General features: G+C 33.9%; 15 protein-coding genes. All 15 read left to right on the top strand.

Going from position 1 to position 17,604, the window contains the following annotated elements:
• Positions 1 to 673 precede the first annotated feature (673 nt).
• The 15 genes from D9R05_RS12615 (at position 674) to D9R05_RS12545 (ending at position 17,601) form a co-directional block, all read left to right on the top strand.
• Positions 674 to 1,660 (top strand): SDR family oxidoreductase, encoded by a 987-nt coding sequence (locus D9R05_RS12615; RefSeq protein WP_121667584.1) that lies wholly within the window; start codon positions 674 to 676, stop codon positions 1,658 to 1,660.
• Between the two features lie 593 nt (positions 1,661 to 2,253).
• A complete protein-coding gene (locus D9R05_RS12610) occupies positions 2,254 to 3,585 on the top strand; it encodes a nucleotide sugar dehydrogenase (RefSeq protein ID WP_121667583.1) in 1,332 nt (443 codons plus the stop codon).
• A 158-nt stretch (positions 3,586 to 3,743) separates the two neighbouring features.
• Positions 3,744 to 4,868, top strand: a complete 1,125-nt coding sequence (gene wecB / locus D9R05_RS12605; protein WP_121667582.1) for a non-hydrolyzing UDP-N-acetylglucosamine 2-epimerase — start codon at positions 3,744 to 3,746, stop codon at positions 4,866 to 4,868.
• A 371-nt stretch (positions 4,869 to 5,239) separates the two neighbouring features.
• Positions 5,240 to 6,451 carry a UDP-N-acetyl-D-mannosamine dehydrogenase gene (gene wecC / locus D9R05_RS12600; protein WP_121667581.1) on the top strand — a complete coding sequence of 404 codons (1,212 nt, stop codon included), beginning with the start codon at positions 5,240 to 5,242 and terminating at the stop codon, positions 6,449 to 6,451.
• Position 6,452: 1 nt separating this feature from the next.
• Positions 6,453 to 7,463: a UDP-N-acetylglucosamine 4,6-dehydratase (inverting) gene (gene pseB / locus D9R05_RS12595; RefSeq protein WP_121667580.1), complete on the top strand. Its 1,011-nt coding sequence runs from the start codon at positions 6,453 to 6,455 to the stop codon at positions 7,461 to 7,463.
• A 7-nt stretch (positions 7,464 to 7,470) separates the two neighbouring features.
• Positions 7,471 to 8,658, top strand: a complete 1,188-nt coding sequence (gene pseC, locus D9R05_RS12590; RefSeq protein ID WP_121667579.1) for a UDP-4-amino-4,6-dideoxy-N-acetyl-beta-L-altrosamine transaminase — start codon at positions 7,471 to 7,473, stop codon at positions 8,656 to 8,658.
• Positions 8,639 to 9,484, top strand: a complete 846-nt coding sequence (locus D9R05_RS12585; protein WP_121667578.1) for an aldo/keto reductase — start codon at positions 8,639 to 8,641, stop codon at positions 9,482 to 9,484. The genes pseC and D9R05_RS12585 overlap by 20 nt, the downstream gene beginning before the upstream one ends.
• Complete coding sequence (locus D9R05_RS12580) at positions 9,466 to 10,260, top strand: SDR family oxidoreductase (RefSeq protein WP_240463059.1); 795 nt, start codon at positions 9,466 to 9,468, stop codon at positions 10,258 to 10,260. The genes D9R05_RS12585 and D9R05_RS12580 overlap by 19 nt, the downstream gene beginning before the upstream one ends.
• Positions 10,245 to 11,081, top strand: a complete 837-nt coding sequence (locus D9R05_RS12575) for a cytidylyltransferase domain-containing protein (RefSeq protein WP_121667577.1) — start codon at positions 10,245 to 10,247, stop codon at positions 11,079 to 11,081. The genes D9R05_RS12580 and D9R05_RS12575 overlap by 16 nt, the downstream gene beginning before the upstream one ends.
• The gene (locus D9R05_RS12570; RefSeq protein ID WP_121667576.1) at positions 11,082 to 11,642 is read left to right on the top strand and encodes a GNAT family N-acetyltransferase; all 561 of its coding nucleotides are present in this window, start codon (positions 11,082 to 11,084) and stop codon (positions 11,640 to 11,642) included. It begins immediately after the preceding gene.
• On the top strand, positions 11,639 to 12,496 hold the full coding sequence (locus tag D9R05_RS12565) for a methionyl-tRNA formyltransferase (RefSeq protein ID WP_121667575.1): 858 nt from the start codon (positions 11,639 to 11,641) through the stop codon (positions 12,494 to 12,496). Before D9R05_RS12570 ends, D9R05_RS12565 begins: the two co-directional genes overlap by 4 nt.
• On the top strand, positions 12,493 to 13,509 hold the full coding sequence (gene pseI / locus D9R05_RS12560; RefSeq protein WP_121667574.1) for a pseudaminic acid synthase: 1,017 nt from the start codon (positions 12,493 to 12,495) through the stop codon (positions 13,507 to 13,509). The genes D9R05_RS12565 and pseI overlap by 4 nt, the downstream gene beginning before the upstream one ends.
• A 12-nt stretch (positions 13,510 to 13,521) precedes the next feature.
• Positions 13,522 to 14,766, top strand: a complete 1,245-nt coding sequence (locus D9R05_RS12555) for a polysaccharide biosynthesis protein (RefSeq protein WP_121667573.1) — start codon at positions 13,522 to 13,524, stop codon at positions 14,764 to 14,766.
• Positions 14,759 to 15,895 carry a hypothetical protein gene (locus D9R05_RS12550; RefSeq protein WP_121667572.1) on the top strand — a complete coding sequence of 379 codons (1,137 nt, stop codon included), beginning with the start codon at positions 14,759 to 14,761 and terminating at the stop codon, positions 15,893 to 15,895. Before D9R05_RS12555 ends, D9R05_RS12550 begins: the two co-directional genes overlap by 8 nt.
• Positions 15,883 to 17,601 (top strand): hypothetical protein, encoded by a 1,719-nt coding sequence (locus D9R05_RS12545; protein ID WP_121667571.1) that lies wholly within the window; start codon positions 15,883 to 15,885, stop codon positions 17,599 to 17,601. The genes D9R05_RS12550 and D9R05_RS12545 overlap by 13 nt, the downstream gene beginning before the upstream one ends.
• Positions 17,602 to 17,604: the final 3 nt, after the last annotated feature.

The following is a 17,604-nucleotide window of genomic DNA, read 5'->3' as shown; positions in this document are numbered from 1 at the left end:
GTGGAAAGTTAAATGAATAAGGTTGAAGGTTTAATGTGTAATGTAAAATGTTGAACTGAAATGTCACACTGAGCCTGTCGAAGTGTATTTTAGATGAAGTTGGAAGCTTGAAGCTGGAAGGGATTGATGTGGTAATGGAATAATTTGAAAATTTGAAAATGATCTGTCACACTGAGCTTGTCGAAGTGTTTTGAAGTCGAAAGCGGAAGCTGGAATAAATTAATATGTTAATTTGAAAATTTGAAAATGAAGGATTTTGAAGAATGTTGTCATTTCGAGCGAAACGCAGTGAAATCGAGAAATCTTCTTCTTCACAACTGAAAGATATTTCGACTCCGTTCCTTCGCTCAATATGACAGTAGTCGAGTGTCACACTGTTCCGATCCCGATAACCATCGGGACTATCGGAATTGTCGAAGTGTTTTCATTTGTTAAATGAATAATGTTAAATGTTTAATGTTTGAAGCTGGAATAAATTAATATGTTAATTTGAAAATGAAGGGCTTTATTTAAAGTATGCCCACGGCTTAAAGCTTAAATCGTGATACAGCACCAGATAACATCATACCCATGTAACACCATAACACGATAACTCCATAACATCGTAACAAACATAACCCCATAACAAAACTATAGCTTAAAGCCTAATACTTACAGCTTAAAAATAATATATATGTTTAAAGAAAAATTAAAAAATAAAACAATATTAGTAACCGGAGGTGCGGGATTCATTGGTTCCAACCTATGTGAATACTTGTTATCACAAGGAGCTAATGTTCGTTGCTTAGATAATTTTGCAACCGGGCACCGACATAATATTGAACATTTGTTAGACAAGGAAGAGTTTACCTTAATCGAAGGGGATATCCGTAACTTAGAAACTTGTCAGCAAGCTTGTGAGGGTGTAGATTTCGTATTGCATGAAGCAGCTTTAGGGTCGGTTCCGCGTTCTATTGCAGATCCGATTACCAGTAATGAAGTAAATGTCGGCGGGTTCTTAAATATGTTGGTTGCCGCGCGCGATCAAGAAGTAAAACGTTTTGTATATGCAGCGAGTTCTTCTACCTATGGCGATTCAGAAAGTTTGCCGAAAATCGAAGATAAGATCGGGAAGCCTTTGTCGCCCTATGCGATTACGAAGTATGTAAATGAGTTGTATGCCGATAATTTTAAGCGCACCTATAATTTAGATACTATCGGATTACGTTATTTTAATGTTTTCGGAAGAAAGCAAGATCCTAACGGAGCCTATGCCGCGGTGATTCCAAAATTCGTTATGCAATTTATGAACCATGAAGCGCCCAAGATTAACGGAGACGGGACTTATTCCAGAGATTTTACTTATATCGATAATGTCGTACAAATGAATATGTTGGCGATAACCACCGATAATGCAACGGCATTGAATGAGGTATATAACACAGCAGTAGGCGATCGGACGACCATCAAATCCATGGCCGAAAACTTACGCGCTTTTTTAAGTGAGCTGGATCCGAAGATTGCAGAAGTCGATATCAATTACGGTCCTAATCGTCAAGGAGACGTACCGCATTCCTTAGCTTCCGTAGAAAAAGCAAAAAAGAATATGGGGTACCAACCGACACACCGTTTTGAAGAAGGCTTAAAAGAAGCCGTACAGTGGTATTGGGAGAATTTGTAAGTAAAGAATTTGATGATGTGTTGATGGGTCAATTTGAAAATGAATTGTCATACTGTTCCGATAGTCCAGATAGTCCCGATGATTATCGGGATCGGGATCGAGAAGTAGGTTTGTAGCGATAAGCTTTATGCAGTAAGCTTTAAGCCGGTTCTGACTTGTCACACTGAGCGAAACGAAGTGAAGTCGAAGGGTCTTTTTCTTTTATAATGAAAAGATATTTCGACTCCGTTCCTCCGCTCAATATGACAGTAGTCGAGTGTCACATTCAACCTGTCGAAGTGTTTTAAATGTTTGAAGCTGGAAATTAGAAACTAGAAATTAGAAGCTAAAAGCTGGAAGCTAGAATAAATTAATACGTTAATTTAAAAATAAAGGGTCTTAATTTAGGAACGTATAGCTTAAAGTCTAAAGTCTAAAGTCTAAAGTCTAAAGTCTAAAGTCTAAAGCCTAAAGCCTAAAGCATAGAGCTAAGAATATAACAACATAACAAGATAACAAGATAACTTGTAACCCCATAACCCCCAAAAATTCCCTTCCATCGGAGGGGCTAGGGGAGGAAAAAAAGGAGTACATTTTGCACCTTTCAAAATAAGATGAATATGAATCCAAAAATTGCAATAATTGGTTTAGGCTATGTCGGGCTTCCCTTAGCACGATTGTTCGCTACAAAATACCCGGTAGTCGGCTTTGATATCAATACCAAACGCGTAGAGAAATTACAAGCAGGACACGACGATACCCTTGAAGTAGAAGACGATATATTACAGTCAGTTCTCAAACAAGAAAACCCAACAACCAATGTCAGTTCGAGCGCAGTCGAGAACGGATTATATTGTTCTTCAAACCTAGACGACATCAAGAATTGCAATTATTACATCATCACGGTGCCGACCCCGGTTGATAAAAATAACCGTCCGGTACTTACCCCGCTAGTGAAAGCGAGTGAAACCGTAGGGAGGACTTTAAAGAAAGGTGATGTAGTGGTTTATGAAAGTACAGTATATCCGGGAGCTACGGAAGAGGAATGCATTCCGATTTTGGAGCAAAGTTCCGGCTTAACCTTTAACCAAGATTTTTACGTAGGCTATTCTCCGGAACGCATCAACCCGGGAGATAAAGAGCATACGGTAGAAAAGATATTAAAAGTAACTTCGGGAAGTACCCCGGAAATCGGTAAACAAGTCAACGAGTTATACGCGTCTATTATAACCGCAGGCACGCATTTAGCACCCAGCATAAAAGTGGCAGAAGCGGCTAAGGTGATTGAAAATTCACAACGCGATATCAACATTGCTTTCGTAAATGAACTCGCTAAGATTTTCAATAAAATGGACATTGATACGTTAGCGGTGTTGGAAGCAGCAGGTACCAAATGGAATTTCCTGCCTTTTAGACCAGGCTTAGTCGGCGGACATTGTATAGGAGTAGACCCATATTATTTAGCGCAAAAAGCACAAGAGATTGGCTACCATCCCGAGATTATTCTAGCCGGTCGTCGCATGAACGATTCCATGGGACAATATATTTCTAGTGAAGTGGTCAAGCTCATGCTAAAAAAAGATATTAAGGTAAAAGGGAGCAAGGTGTTAGTGTTGGGCTTTACATTTAAAGAAAACTGTCCGGACGTTCGTAATACGCGTGTAATCGATGTGATTCGAGATCTAAAAGAATACGAAACCAACGTGACCGTTTACGATCCTTGGGCAAACCCCGAAGAGGTTATGCACGAATACGGCATCGATTGTCACAACGAGCTCCCCGCACACTCGAACACCCGAATACCCGAAAACTCGTACGATGCCATCATACTCGCTGTAGCCCATAACCAGTTCCTTAGCCTCGACTTAGACGCTTTAAAGGCAAAAAAGGCGGTAGTCTATGACGTTAAAGGAATTTTAGGCGATAAAGCAGAAGCGAAGTTGTAGGGCTTTGTTGAATGTATAAAGTTGAATGTATAATGAGAACTGTCGAAGGGTTTTTTATTGTTGAAAGTTGAATACCACACTAAAGAAACCCCATAACAAGATAACATCATAACTGGGTAACAGTATAACAGGCATAACAAAACAACAATAACTAACCTATGAAAACAAAAAATCTCATTTTATTTGGAACACGTCCGGAGGCCATTAAAATGGCACCTTTGGTTAAAAAATTTCAGCAGAATACTGACGATTTTGAAACCAAAGTGTGTGTAACGGCTCAACATCGGGAAATGTTAGATCAGGTCTTGGATTTCTTTGAAATCACGCCTGACTTTGATTTAGATTTAATGAAACCGGGGCAAAACCTATACAACTTAACCGCAGAAATTATTATGCAGCTAAAAGGGGTGTTAGAAGAGTTTCAGCCGGATTATGTATATGTGCACGGCGATACTACGACAACTATGGCAGGAAGTATTGCTAGCTTTTATAGTGGAGCAAAAGTGTGTCATGTAGAAGCAGGCTTGCGTACTTTTAATAAGCGCTCTCCTTTTCCGGAAGAAATTAACCGTCAAGTAACCGGTAGAATAGCCGATGTGCATTTTGCACCGACTATAACATCAAAGAATAACTTATTACAGGAGAATACACCTGAAAAAAGTATTGTAGTGACCGGAAATACGGTAATTGATGCGTTATTAAAAAGTGTAGAGAAAGTAAATGAAAACCCGAGTGAGCTTATCCAAAACTTGCAGAAAACTTTAGGAGAACAAGAGGTTATTCTAGTTACCGGACACCGTCGTGAGAATCATGGTGAAGGTTTTGAACGTATTTGTGCGGCTTTAAAGCAGATAGCTGAAGAGAAGCCAAATACCTTAATTGTTTATCCGGTACACTTAAACCCCAAAGTAAAAGAACCGGTCAATCGTATCTTGGGAGACATCTCGAACATTATCTTAATTGATCCCCTAGCCTATCAAGACTTTATTTGGTTAATGAATCGGTCAAAATTGATTATAACCGATAGCGGAGGGGTACAAGAAGAAGCGCCTAGTTTAGGAAAACCGGTATTGGTGATGCGCGACACCACGGAACGCCCGGAAGCAGTAGAAGCCGGCACGGTGATCTTAGTAGGGACCGATACCGATAAAATTGTAAACGAAACTTTAGATTTGCTAAACAACCCTAGTCGATTCGAAGATATGAGCCGCTTACACAATCCCTATGGAGACGGAAAAGCTTGTCAGCGAATTGTGGAACATATTCGGGAGTTGATGAGTTAATTTGATATATTATTTATCACGCTGAGCGAAATGTAATGCAGTCGAAGCGTCTTCTTCTTCACAACGAAAAGATATTTCGACTCCGTTCCTCCGCTCAATATGACAGAAATCGAGTGTTACACTGAGCTTGTCGAAGTGTATTCAATTGTTAAATGAATAATGTTGAATGTTTAATGTTGAATTGAATTTGTCATTTCGAGCGAAACGCAGTGAAGTCGAGAAATCTACCTTAGAATATATGAACTGACAAGGTGGAACTAATCTATAGTCTAATGTCTAATGCATACAGTTAAATCATAACAGCTTAACAAGATAACTACATAACACCTAAAAAAAAGAAGTACCTTTGCACCTTTCAAAATAAGATGAATATGAATCCAAAAGTAACAACCATTGGTTTAGGCTATATCGGTCTGCCCACCTCTGCATTAATTGCTGACAACGAAATCCCGGTATATGGGGTAGACGTAAATCCTTCGGTGGTGGAAACGATTAACCAAGGGAAAATTCATATTGTAGAACCCGAGTTAGATGCGGTGGTGGCTAAAGCGGTTAAGCATAATTTTTTAGAAGCCGGTACACAAGCAAAGGAGGCAGATACGTACTTAATTGTGGTGCCTACCCCTTTTAAAGATAAAAATGAACCCGATATTTCCTATGTAGAAGCGGCTACCAAAGGTGTTATCCCCTTGTTAAAAGAAGGAGATACCTATATCATTGAGTCGACTTCTCCGGTGGGGACTACCGAAAAGATGATGGAATTAATATATAGGGAACGTCCGGAACTTGAAGGAAAACTTTATTTAGCCTATTGTCCGGAACGCGTATTACCCGGGAATGTGATGTATGAATTGGTACATAACGACCGCGTAATTGGAGGAGTTAATGAAGAAAGCACGCTAAAAGCACTTGATTTTTACCGTCAGTTTGTAAAAGGTGAGTTACATGCCACCAATGCCCGTACGGCAGAGATGTGCAAGTTAACAGAGAACTCAAGTCGTGACGTGCAGATTGCTTTTGCTAATGAATTATCCTTGATTTGTGATAAAGCAGGGATTAATGTATGGGAATTAATTAAGTTAGCCAATAAACATCCGCGGGTGAATATCTTACAACCCGGTTGTGGCGTCGGAGGACATTGCATTGCGGTAGACCCTTATTTTATTACTTCAGAATTCCCGATGGAATCACAGATTATCGGAAAGGCGCGGGAGATTAATAACTACAAGAGCTTTTGGTGTGCAGAGCAAATAAAAAAAGCAAAGCACGAGTTTCAGTTAAAACACGGGATAACCCCGGCTATTGCGTTAATGGGCTTAGCCTTTAAACCGAATATAGACGATTTACGCGAATCACCCGCCAAATATATCGTTCAAAAAGTATTGCAAGATGCCCAAGATGAAGTCTATTATATTGTAGAACCAAATATTAAAACCCATCAGGTATTTAAAATAACAGATTATAAAGAAGCATTAGAAAAAGCGGATATTGTAGCTTTTTTAGTAGGGCATAAGGAGTTTAGTACGCTTAAATTAGACCAAGATAAAATAATTTTAGATTTTTGTGGAGTAAAAAATAAATAAGATGTTAAAAGACAAGTCATTATTAATTACAGGAGGAACTGGTTCCTTAGGAAAAGCCTTAACCGCACATATTTTAAAGGAATATCCGGAGATTAAAAAAATTGTTATCTATTCTAGAGATGAGCAAAAGCAGTTTCAGATGGCGCAGGAATATCCGGTTAAAGATTTTCCGCAAATTCGTTTTTTTATTGGGGATATTCGAGACCGAGATCGTTTAACACGGGCAATGAAAGATATTGATTTTGTAATACATGCGGCAGCGATGAAGCATGTGCCTATCGCGGAATACAATCCCGATGAATGTGTGAAAACAAATATTCACGGAGCCCAAAATGTAATTAATGCTTGTTTAGAAACCGGGGTAGAACGAGTCGTAGCGTTGTCAACCGATAAAGCTTGTGCGCCTATTAACTTATATGGAGCTACAAAATTAGCCTCAGATAAATTATTTGTAGCAGCAAACAATATTACGGGGTGGAATCCTATTCGGTTTTCAGTAGTACGTTACGGGAATGTAATGGGCTCAAATGGTTCGGTTATCCCATTTTTTATTAACAAGAAGAAAGAAGGGGTATTGCCGATAACTGATCCTGAAATGACCCGTTTTAATATTTCTTTGCAAGGGGGAGTAGATATGGTGATGCATGCCTTAGAACACGCATGGGGAGGAGAAATATTTGTACCTAAAATACCTTCGTATAAAATAACCAAAGTTGCTGAGGCGATTGGTCCGGAGTGTGAACATCCGGTAATTGGAATCAGACCGGGAGAAAAAGTACATGAAGAAATGATTACGCCTTCAGATTCCTTTTATACCTATGATTTAGGTAAATATTTCACTATTTTACCCGCACGTCCTAAATGGAGTTTAGAACAGTTTAAACAAGAATTTGAGGCAGAAAAAGTAAAAGAAGGCTTTGCCTATAACTCCGGCGATAATACAGAGTGGGAAACGGTCGAAAGCTTAAGAGCCTTAATTAAAGAACATGTTGATCCTAGTTTTGAAGTATAATTAAGATATGGGAAATAAAGCAATACCTTACGGAAGACAGCACATTACAGAAGAGGACATCAAGGTAGTAATCGAGACACTCCAGTCTGATTACCTTACTCAAGGTCCTAAAATTAAAGAGTTTGAAGATAATTTTGCTCAATATGTGGGGGCAAAATATGCAGTAGCATTGGCTAATGGTACGGCAGCATTACATTTATGTGCAATGGCATTAGAGGTAAGCCCTGGCGATAAAGTAATTACAACACCCATTACTTTTGCCGCCTCTGCCAATTGTGTAAGGTATTGTGGTGGAGAAGTGGTTTTTGGAGATATTGATCCCGATACTTATTTGCTCGATATCAATTCCGTAAAAAAACTATTAGAAACATCTCCTAAAGGAACCTATAAAGGAATTATTCCGGTAGATTTTGCTGGTAGAGCTGTTAATTTAGAAGAATTTAGAGCGCTGGCAGATGAATATGATTTATGGATTATTGAAGATGCTTGCCACGCACCGGGTGGTTTTTTCACCGATATAAACGGAAAAGAACAATGGTGTGGTAACGGAAAATTTGCTGATTTAGCTATTTTCTCATTCCACCCGGTAAAACATATCGCTTCAGGAGAAGGAGGTATGATTACGACCACTGATGAAGCTTTATACCATAAACTTCTAAAATTACGAACCCATGGTATTATAAAAGATGATACACAGTATATCAATAGTATAGATTTTGCCGGAGGAGACGATAATTACCCCTTATGGTATATGGAGATGCAAGAATTAGGTTACAATTATCGTATTACAGATTTTCAAGCAGCACTTGGTAACAGTCAATTACAACGTGCTGATGAAGGTGTACAACGAAGACGAGAAATAGCTAAAGTTTACGCCCAGGCTTTTCAAGGTAAAAATTATGTAAAAGGACAATCCGGAATCGTAAAAGGACATGCGCATCACTTGTATGTAGTGGAGGTAAGTGACCGTTTAGGCTTATATAATTACTTGCGAGCGCATAAGATTTATGCACAAATTCATTACATCCCTTGTCATTTAATGCCATATTACCGACAGTTTGGGTGGAAAGAAGGAGATTTGCCTCATGCCGAAAACTACTATAAGCACTGCATCAGTTTACCGATGTATCCTACCTTAACCAAAGAAGAACAACAATTTGTCATAACAACAATGGATGAGTACTTTAATAAATAAAATAGGTTTAGGAACTGTTCAGTTTGGTACTAATTACGGGATTTCAAATACGAGTGGAAAAACCACATTAAGTGAGGTTGAAAAAATTATTCAGTTTGCAGAAATATCAAGAATACAATATGTAGATACTGCGTATGCGTATGGTGATGCAGAAGAGGTTCTAGGTAAGTTTAACCTTTCTTCATTTAAGGTGATATCTAAGTACATTCCCAATAAAACTAGTTTATCGGACCAATTTTTAAGCTCATTAACTAGACTAAATATACCCAGTTTTCACGGATATCTTGCTCATAGACCTTTAGATTTAATTGCTGATGAAAAAAAAAACTGGAAAACCTTATTAAAGTTTAAAGAGGAAGGTAAAGTAAAAAAAATAGGAGCTTCTTTTAATACCGTTGAAGAATTAGAACAGGTATTAAAAAACAATATAGCTTTAGATATAGTACAAGTACCTTATAATTATTTTGACACAAGGTTTGAAAAGTTACTCAAACAATTAAAAAAAGAAAATGTAGAGGTGCATAGCCGTTCAGCTTTTTTACAGGGCTTGTTTTTTTGCAATCCGCATACATTGAGTGATTACTTTAATGATATAAAACCATTACTAAGTAGATTACAGCAACAAGATGATTTAGCACAACAATTATTACACTATGCTTTAGAAAAACAGTTTATTGATGTAGTAAATATAGGGGTGAATGATGTAAAACAATTAAGAGAAAATGTAGAAGGTATAAAGGCAAGTAAAGTAAATACGTTACCCAAGCTAGAAACTAAACTATATGAAAAAATAATAATGCCATCAAATTGGCTAAAATCAAAATAAAAATGGGAGATATTTTTGATATTAAGGATAAGGTGATTTTATTTACTGGCGGTTATGGATATTTAGGGGAAGCAACAGTAAAATATTATGCTCAGTTGGGGGCTAAAGTTTATGTATTGGCACGAAATAAAGAAAAATTTGAAGTTAAATTTAATCATAAAAATATTTTCTTTGTTGATTGTGATATAAGCCAAACTTTAACAATCAAGGAAGCTTTTAAGAAAATATATCAGACAGAAAATAAAATAGATGTTTTAATAAATAATGCATTTTATTCAAGAGGTCAATCTCCAGAACATATGACCGATGAAGATTTTATGCATGGTATAGACGGAACATTAAATTCAGTGTTCAGGTGTATAAGAGAAATTATACCATATTTCAAAAATAAAAAAAGAGGAAAAATTATTAATGTGTCCTCAATGTATGGAGTAGTTGCACCAGATTTTAAATTGTATGATGAATCACCAGATTTTTTGAACCCACCGCATTATGGAGCTGCAAAAGCAGGAGTGCTTCAATTGACTAAATATTATGCTTCTTATTTAGGGAAGTATAATATAAATGTAAATGCAATCACTCCCGGTCCATTTCCTTCGACTTATGTAAAAAATAGTGATTCTGATTTTGAGAAACGCTTAGCCAACAATACTTTTTTAAATAGAGTAGGATTACCCGAAGACTTAATAGGAGCATTTGTGCTATTGGCCTCTAATGCTTCAAGTTATATGACAGGGCAGAATATCATAATTGACGGCGGATGGACAAGCAAGTAACTAAAATAGCCTATATCATCCAGGCCAGAATGAAGTCTGAGCGATTACCGGGAAAGGTCTTAATGCCGATACCTTTAGTTAAGGGACGTTCAATTTTAGAAAGAATTGTAGATAACTTAAAAAATATTGATGGAGATATTATCGTTGCTACATCGGTTAATCCTGAAAATGATCAAATAGAGTCATTTTGTAAAGAAAAGAAAATTTTGTGCTTTCGTGGAGACGAAAAAAATGTTTTAAGCAGATTTCTTGCTATTCAAAAGAATAGTAGTTACGATGTCATTGTAAGGTTAACAGCTGACAATCCTTTTCTAGACCTTAATTATATTGAGAAAGCTATAAGTTATTTGGTTAGTAACCAATTAGACTATGTGTATACTAAGGGTTTACCCTTAGGAATGAATGTTGAAGTGATAAAAGGGGATACTTTAGTAGAATCTGAAAAGTATATACAATCAGAATCAGATAAAGAACATGTAACTTTACCTCTTAAAAGAGAAAATTGTTTTAAGACCGGCAGCTATAATACTGATGTTGATTACGAAAGATATAGATTGACGGTAGATACCGCACAAGATTTTTTACTAGCAAGTGCTTTATTACAAATAGGAGATGATGAAAATATTTCGGGTATGGAGTTGGTAAAATACATTGAAGCTAACTTTCCTTGGTTACTTAAAGCTAATACAAATATCTTTCAGAAAAATGCACAAATTGATATTTATTCAGAAACACAGGAGGCAATTAAGGTGCTTCAGAAGTTAGAGTACAACCAAACAGCGAATTATTTAATAAAAAATATAATTTCAAGATCAACATAAATGTTTGAGACAAAGTATAAGGCTTTAAATAACAATACTTTTACTGAAAGAGAATATTCCATTGTTCCCATTCGTTATAAAGATCGTTTTAAAATTATGCAATGGCGTAATGAACAGTTATATCATTTACGGCAAGCAAAACCTTTAACAGAAGAGGGTCAGGAAAACTATTTCTTAAATGTGGTTGCTAAACTTTTTGAAAAAGAGCAACCTGATCAACTCTTGTTTTCCTACTTAAAATATAATGAATGTATTGGGTATGGCGGTTTAGTGCATATCAACTGGATAGATAAAAATGCGGAGATCTCTTTTATTATGGAAACCAAATTAGAGGAAAATGAATTTGAAAAACATTGGGGGATCTATCTTAGTTTACTAGAACAAGTAGCTTTTAAAGAGCTAAAACTGCATAAGCTTTTTGTTTATGCATTTGATTTAAGACCTCATCTATACCAAGCAATTGAAAAAAAAAGCTATAAAAAAGAAGCCGTTTTAAAAGAACATTGTTTATTTGAAGAGAAATTTATAGATGTTATTATACACAGTAAAATTAATCCATGAAATTAGGCATATTATGTAGTGGAGGTTTAGGCTATTCTACATTAGTAAAGTTGGTGGATAAATACCCAGTCAATTTTGTTTTTACAGATTCAAAATCGATCAGTATCATAGAATTATGTAGAAATAATAGCATACCCGTATTTATTGGTAACCCAAGGAAAGGTAAAGCAAAAAAATTTATAAAAGAAAATACTTGTAACGTTCTAATATCAATTAATTATTTGTTCATTATAGAACAGGATGTTATTAATATGGGAACTGATTTAACCTTTAATATACATGGTTCTTTATTACCAAAATATAGAGGACGCACCCCCCACGTTTGGGCTATTATTAATGATGAGAAACAAACAGGTATTACGGCGCATGTAATAGATGAAGGCTGTGATACAGGAAGTATAATAGAACAAGTTGTTATACCGATTGATATAAAGGATACGGGAAATGATGTGCTAGTCAAATACCATAAGCACTATGTTCCGCTAATAGAGAAAGTAATTGCAAAATATAAAGAAGGAACAATCACCTTTAAGAGTCAAAAAGAAGATGAAGCTACTTATTTCGGTAAACGGACTCCTTCGGATGGTCAAATTAATTGGAACTGGCAGCGAAAAAGAATTTTTAATTGGGTTAGAGCGCAAGCAAATCCATATCCCGGGGCATATACTTTTTATGGGGATATGAGGCTTACTATTGATGAAGTGTCACTTTCAAATTATGGTTTTGACTATTCGATGGAAAATGGAAGAATACTATCTACTACCCCTTTATTGGTCAAAACACCAAATGGTGTACTAGAAGTAATATCAATGAGAGGAAATATTAAATTAAAAAAAGGAGCATTATTAATATGAAAAAAGATTCTGTATTTATTATAGCCGAATTATCTGCCAATCACGGCGGAAATATAGAAATAGCGAAAAAAACGATCAGAGCCGCTAAGCGTACCGGAGCGGATGCAATCAAACTACAAACCTATACCCCGGATACGATTACCTTAGACTCTGATAAAGAGGATTTTATTATTAATTCTGGAAGTATTTGGGATGGTAAAAAATACTATGAGTTATATCAAAAAGCTTATACGCCTTGGGAATGGCAAGCAGAGCTCTTTCAAGTAGCTAAAGAAGAAGGTTTGATTTGTTTTTCTTCTCCTTTTGATAAAACTGCTGTTGATTTTTTGGAAGACTTAGATAATCCGATTTATAAGATAGCTTCATTTGAAATCACCGATATTCCCTTGATTGAATATGCGGCATCTAAAGGAAAACCCATCATCATATCCACCGGCATTGCGGAATATGAAGATATCAAACTGGCCGTAGAAACCTGTAGAAATGCAGGAAACGAAGATATTACCATCTTAAAGTGTACTTCATCATACCCGGCACCTATTGACGAAGCCAATTTAGTAATGATGCAACGCTTTGCAAAAGATTTCGGGGTGAAAGTAGGGTTGTCAGACCATACGTTGGGTACCACGGTTACTGTAGTCGCTACAGCTTTAGGCGCTAAAGTTATTGAAAAGCATTTTATCTTAGATAAATCAATTGGTGGGCCCGATGCGAGTTTCTCTTTAGACGAACAGGAATTCACGGAGATGGTAAGTGCAGTTAGAATGGCAGAAAAAGCCTTAGGCCAAGAAACCTATAAGCTGACTGAAAAACAGAAAGCAGGAAAAGCCTTTTCCCGTTCTTTATATGTCGCAGAGGATATTAAAAAAGGAGAAGTTATTACCGAAAAAAATGTACGTTCTGTACGACCGGGTTTTGGTTTGCATCCTAAGTATATGAAGGATATTATTGGAGAAAAAGTTAATAAAAACATTGATAAGGGGCTTGCTTTTTTTTGGGGATTGATAGAGTAGTAAAAATAGCATATGACACAATTTCTTAAGCAAAAATTAAATTTATTAACTTCAAGTCCCTCTTTCTGGTTTACCATCTTAAAGTATCTAGAAGTAGCTATTACAACTATCACTACTTTTTTGATAGCGAGTAAGGTGGGGCCTTCAGAGATGGGAAAAGCTATACCAATACTTTTATATGTTACATATGCAAACTATCTTACATTAGGCGTAAATCAAGTAATTATAAAAAATTATAGTAGATTAAAGGAAAATGGCAATATATTATCATTTATAACGATTAATTTTCAATATATATTAGTTGTCTGTTTATTGAATTTTTTATTGTCTTTTTTAGTGATTGATTCTAGATTCTTTTTTTTTACTGCTCTTGTTTCAAGTGCAATATTGTTGCGTAGTTTTTTTGCTACCTATTTTAGAGTGATCAATAATATTAGGATTCTCAATAAAAATAATCTGATTTACTCGTTTATACTGATGATTCTTGTTTACTTTTTTGTTGAGAATTGGTTTGCCTATATGGTTTTTTGGTCATTTAGTATGTGTTTCTGTGTAATGTTATATTTTGTAGATAGTTTTTCATTTTTTAAGAATATTATTAAAAATATTCTTAAAAAACCAAAAAAAAACACCCTTTTGTTTAGTATTAGTGAAGGGGTTAAATTAGCATTAATAGGTGGTTTTACAACTTTAGTACTTACTTCAGACCGTTTTGTTATTAACAGAATTGATGCTCCTTTAGAATTGAAGGGTAGTTATCAGCTGGCTGATTATGTTGGTATGGCAATTTATATAGGAATAACAACAGTTGTTTTTTATTTTTACCCACAATATATTGAAAGAATAAGAAATGATATAAATTTCAGAAAACGTTTGGGGAAAATATTAAAATTAGCTTTATTACTAATATTACCCTTTATAAGTCTAGTATATTTGGTTTCTAGTTTTGTGACACTATTTATCTTTAAGGATTATGAGAATTTAGCAATTTATATTTCATTAAATTGTTATATTAAATTACTCGTAATTTTACTTTCTACTTATGGCATGTTATATATTGGATTAGACAAAGAAAAAGATTTTTTAAAATCTTTAATTCCTTTAACTGTTATAATATTGGCCGTCGTAATTACAATTATATTAATGAATGATATAGAATTATTTTATATACCAATGTGTATTTCTTTTTTATTAACATTAGAGGTTATTAGGAAAACTTTATTTGTAAATAAAACTTTGATTGGTTCATATGAATAAATTTATAAAAATTTATCTCAAATTAATACCATTTATCAGCTTACTAGGTATAATTTTAAGTACATTAAGGATAGTTTATTCAAGTCAAGCTACTTTTTTTTTATTAGTAATTGGTGCTATTTTAGATTTAATAATAATATTATATGGATATAGATACTTGTTGAATAAACTTATTGGGCTTGTGTTTATATTACTAATTTGTAGTGTTGTGGTTGGGCTACTAAATGGTAATGAATTATCTAGGCACTATATAACAGATTTTACAAATCCCTTTTTCTTTTTTTCAAAAATTTTAATTTTCGCTCAATATTGGAAGGTTAATAGCTTTAAAGAGTATGTTAAGTTTTATTCAAAAATATCATTATGGGGCAGTCTTATTTTGTTACCTATAGTGTATTTGATTTTTCATTCAGGAGGTGTAAGACGTATAGCTATTTTTCCGCCTTTAGAATTACCTTTTTCCGTTTATATGCAAAGTGGAGGTGTGTTTTTTATTTTGACTTTTATTATCATACTGTTATACGGTAAAAGATCACAGCTATTAAGCGCAATTATAACTTTTGTGTGGTTTATATATAAATATAAAAGAAAAAATATTTTTAAGTACTTACTTGTTTTATTAGTAATTATAATGGGTGTTAATTTTATTTTTTCTAATTATTCGGATAATTTAGCTGTTGGTAGAATTAATAGCACTTTAGAAAATTTTACAAATTCAAAAAACACTTATGAAGGCGTCGAAAATATAAGTTCAGGTCGTGATGCAGAAGTTGAAGCCATTATTGCGGATATGGGTTTTTGGGATTATATATTGGGTAAGGGTTGTGGTGTTTCAGTTGAACTTCTTTTAGGTAGAGAGAAAAAAGAAGTATCCAATATTCATTTTACACCATTAAGTTTAATATTTAAATATGGTATTATATTTACATTGTTTTTTTATTATTTTATGGTTCGAGAGATTTTGAAGTTTAATAAAAAGGGTGTAAGTAAGTATTATATAGTTGCTTATGGAACGCTATTTTTTGTTTTTCTTGAATCTTTTTTTTCTTATGCAATCTTTGTAACGTCTATATTACCAATTTCATTAGGTTATTTATACTATTTTAGATTAAACAAATGGAAAGATTAATAATAGATATTAACGGTACTTACGGTACAGATAAAAAGAATATTAAAGGAAAAGTAGTTTTTTTAGAAAAAAATATTCCTCAAAAACATATTTATTATGTAAATGATATTTTTTATGATCGCTCAAAAGCGTTACGTTTGTTTAATGCTTATTTTGAGGATTTACACTCTATTGGTTTTGAACATATAAAAGCTCATAAACCTGTTATCTTTCGTTCTTTTTTTATTCCACTTTTTAAGTGGATTACTTTAATTGATCTAATATTTGACGAAAGAAAAATTGAAAAAAATATAGACATACTGTTTGTCTCATATTGCGAAAATAAAAAGATTTCAATATTAGAGGCAGAGGGTGAAAGTCAAACAAATGTTTTGTATAAATCTTCATATTTCTTATCCTTTTATTTGAAAAAGTATCTTGAAGGATGTATAGGCTGTAATAATATTAAAATTCAAAAAGATGACAGTTTAAAGGCTAAGTTTTCATTTTATTTAAGAATAATTATTTTTTTATCATCCAAATTTTTTCAGCAGTTAATATATAAAATTAATAACTTTTTATTTGTAAAGAAAATAACATCTTTAAATCATAATTTGATTCTATCAAGAGGTGTAATTCAATCACAATTTTTCGAAACTTTTAGAGGTATATTAAATGTTAAGGACTATTCTGTTTTAGTAAATGAATCATCTATTTTCCCATTTAGAAATCTTAAATATTATAAAAAAACAATTGGAGATTATAATTTTATTGAAGGTAATTTAAAATTAGCTACTATCATAAATAGATTTTGCGATGTAAGTTTTAATATTTATAAAAGAGTTTTTAGTAATAATAATAATAAAGCTTTTTTTTGTGGGGTACCTGTTTTTATAAATGACCTTCTTCCAGAGGTCTATGTATTTCAATATTATAGTGAAACTCAAGGTCTTACTTTACGAAAAACTCTTAATGATTTATCTAGCAATAAACCAAAAAAAATATTTTGTTTTGACATGCTAACCCCTCAGCCGTATTATGTTAAATTATATAATAATATTGAAACAGTTCAAATACAAACTACCCTAATGGAAGGTATAGAACAGTGTAATTTCGTATTTGGAGATAAGTTTTTTTTTACAGAAGAGGAAACATACAATCAGCATTTAAAAGTAAATAAGCCTTATAGCAGTAAGTTTGACTTATTGAACAATATAAAATACGCAACTTTACAAAGAAAAATAAAGGTGAAAAGTATTAAGAAAGTTATGTTTTTTACTCAACCAATCTTTATTAAAGAAGAAGTTGAGATGATAAAACTTGTGAAAAAATGGACGGAAAATTATAATTTTGATTTGAAATTAAAACTTCATCCTCGATCAAAGAAGAATGATTATCTCAAACTAGGTGTAGATTTTGAAGAATTAGATAAATCATCAACTGATGCAATTAATAATGCCGACATTGTTATAACTAGAAATTCAACTATAGGCTTAGATGCGTGGATGTTATCTGTACCTGTCATTTTTCTTACTTATGGTTCTTTAAAGTCTAATAATATACCTTACATACCGAGAGGCTATAGTGGTGATTTTCGACACGAACCATCAATTCAAGAGTTAGATTTATTTATTGAAAATTTAGAATTTAACTTTTATTCTCATCCTTACTTAAATTCTAAAAAAGTAAATGTAAGTGCATTGTTAAATAAGCTTGATTTAAGGTAGAAT

The sequence above is a fragment of the Mesonia aquimarina genome (assembly GCF_003667275.1).
GTDB classification, from domain to species: Bacteria; Bacteroidota; Bacteroidia; order Flavobacteriales; family Flavobacteriaceae; genus Mesonia; species Mesonia aquimarina.
This window is presented reverse-complemented; position numbering and strand designations above follow the sequence as displayed.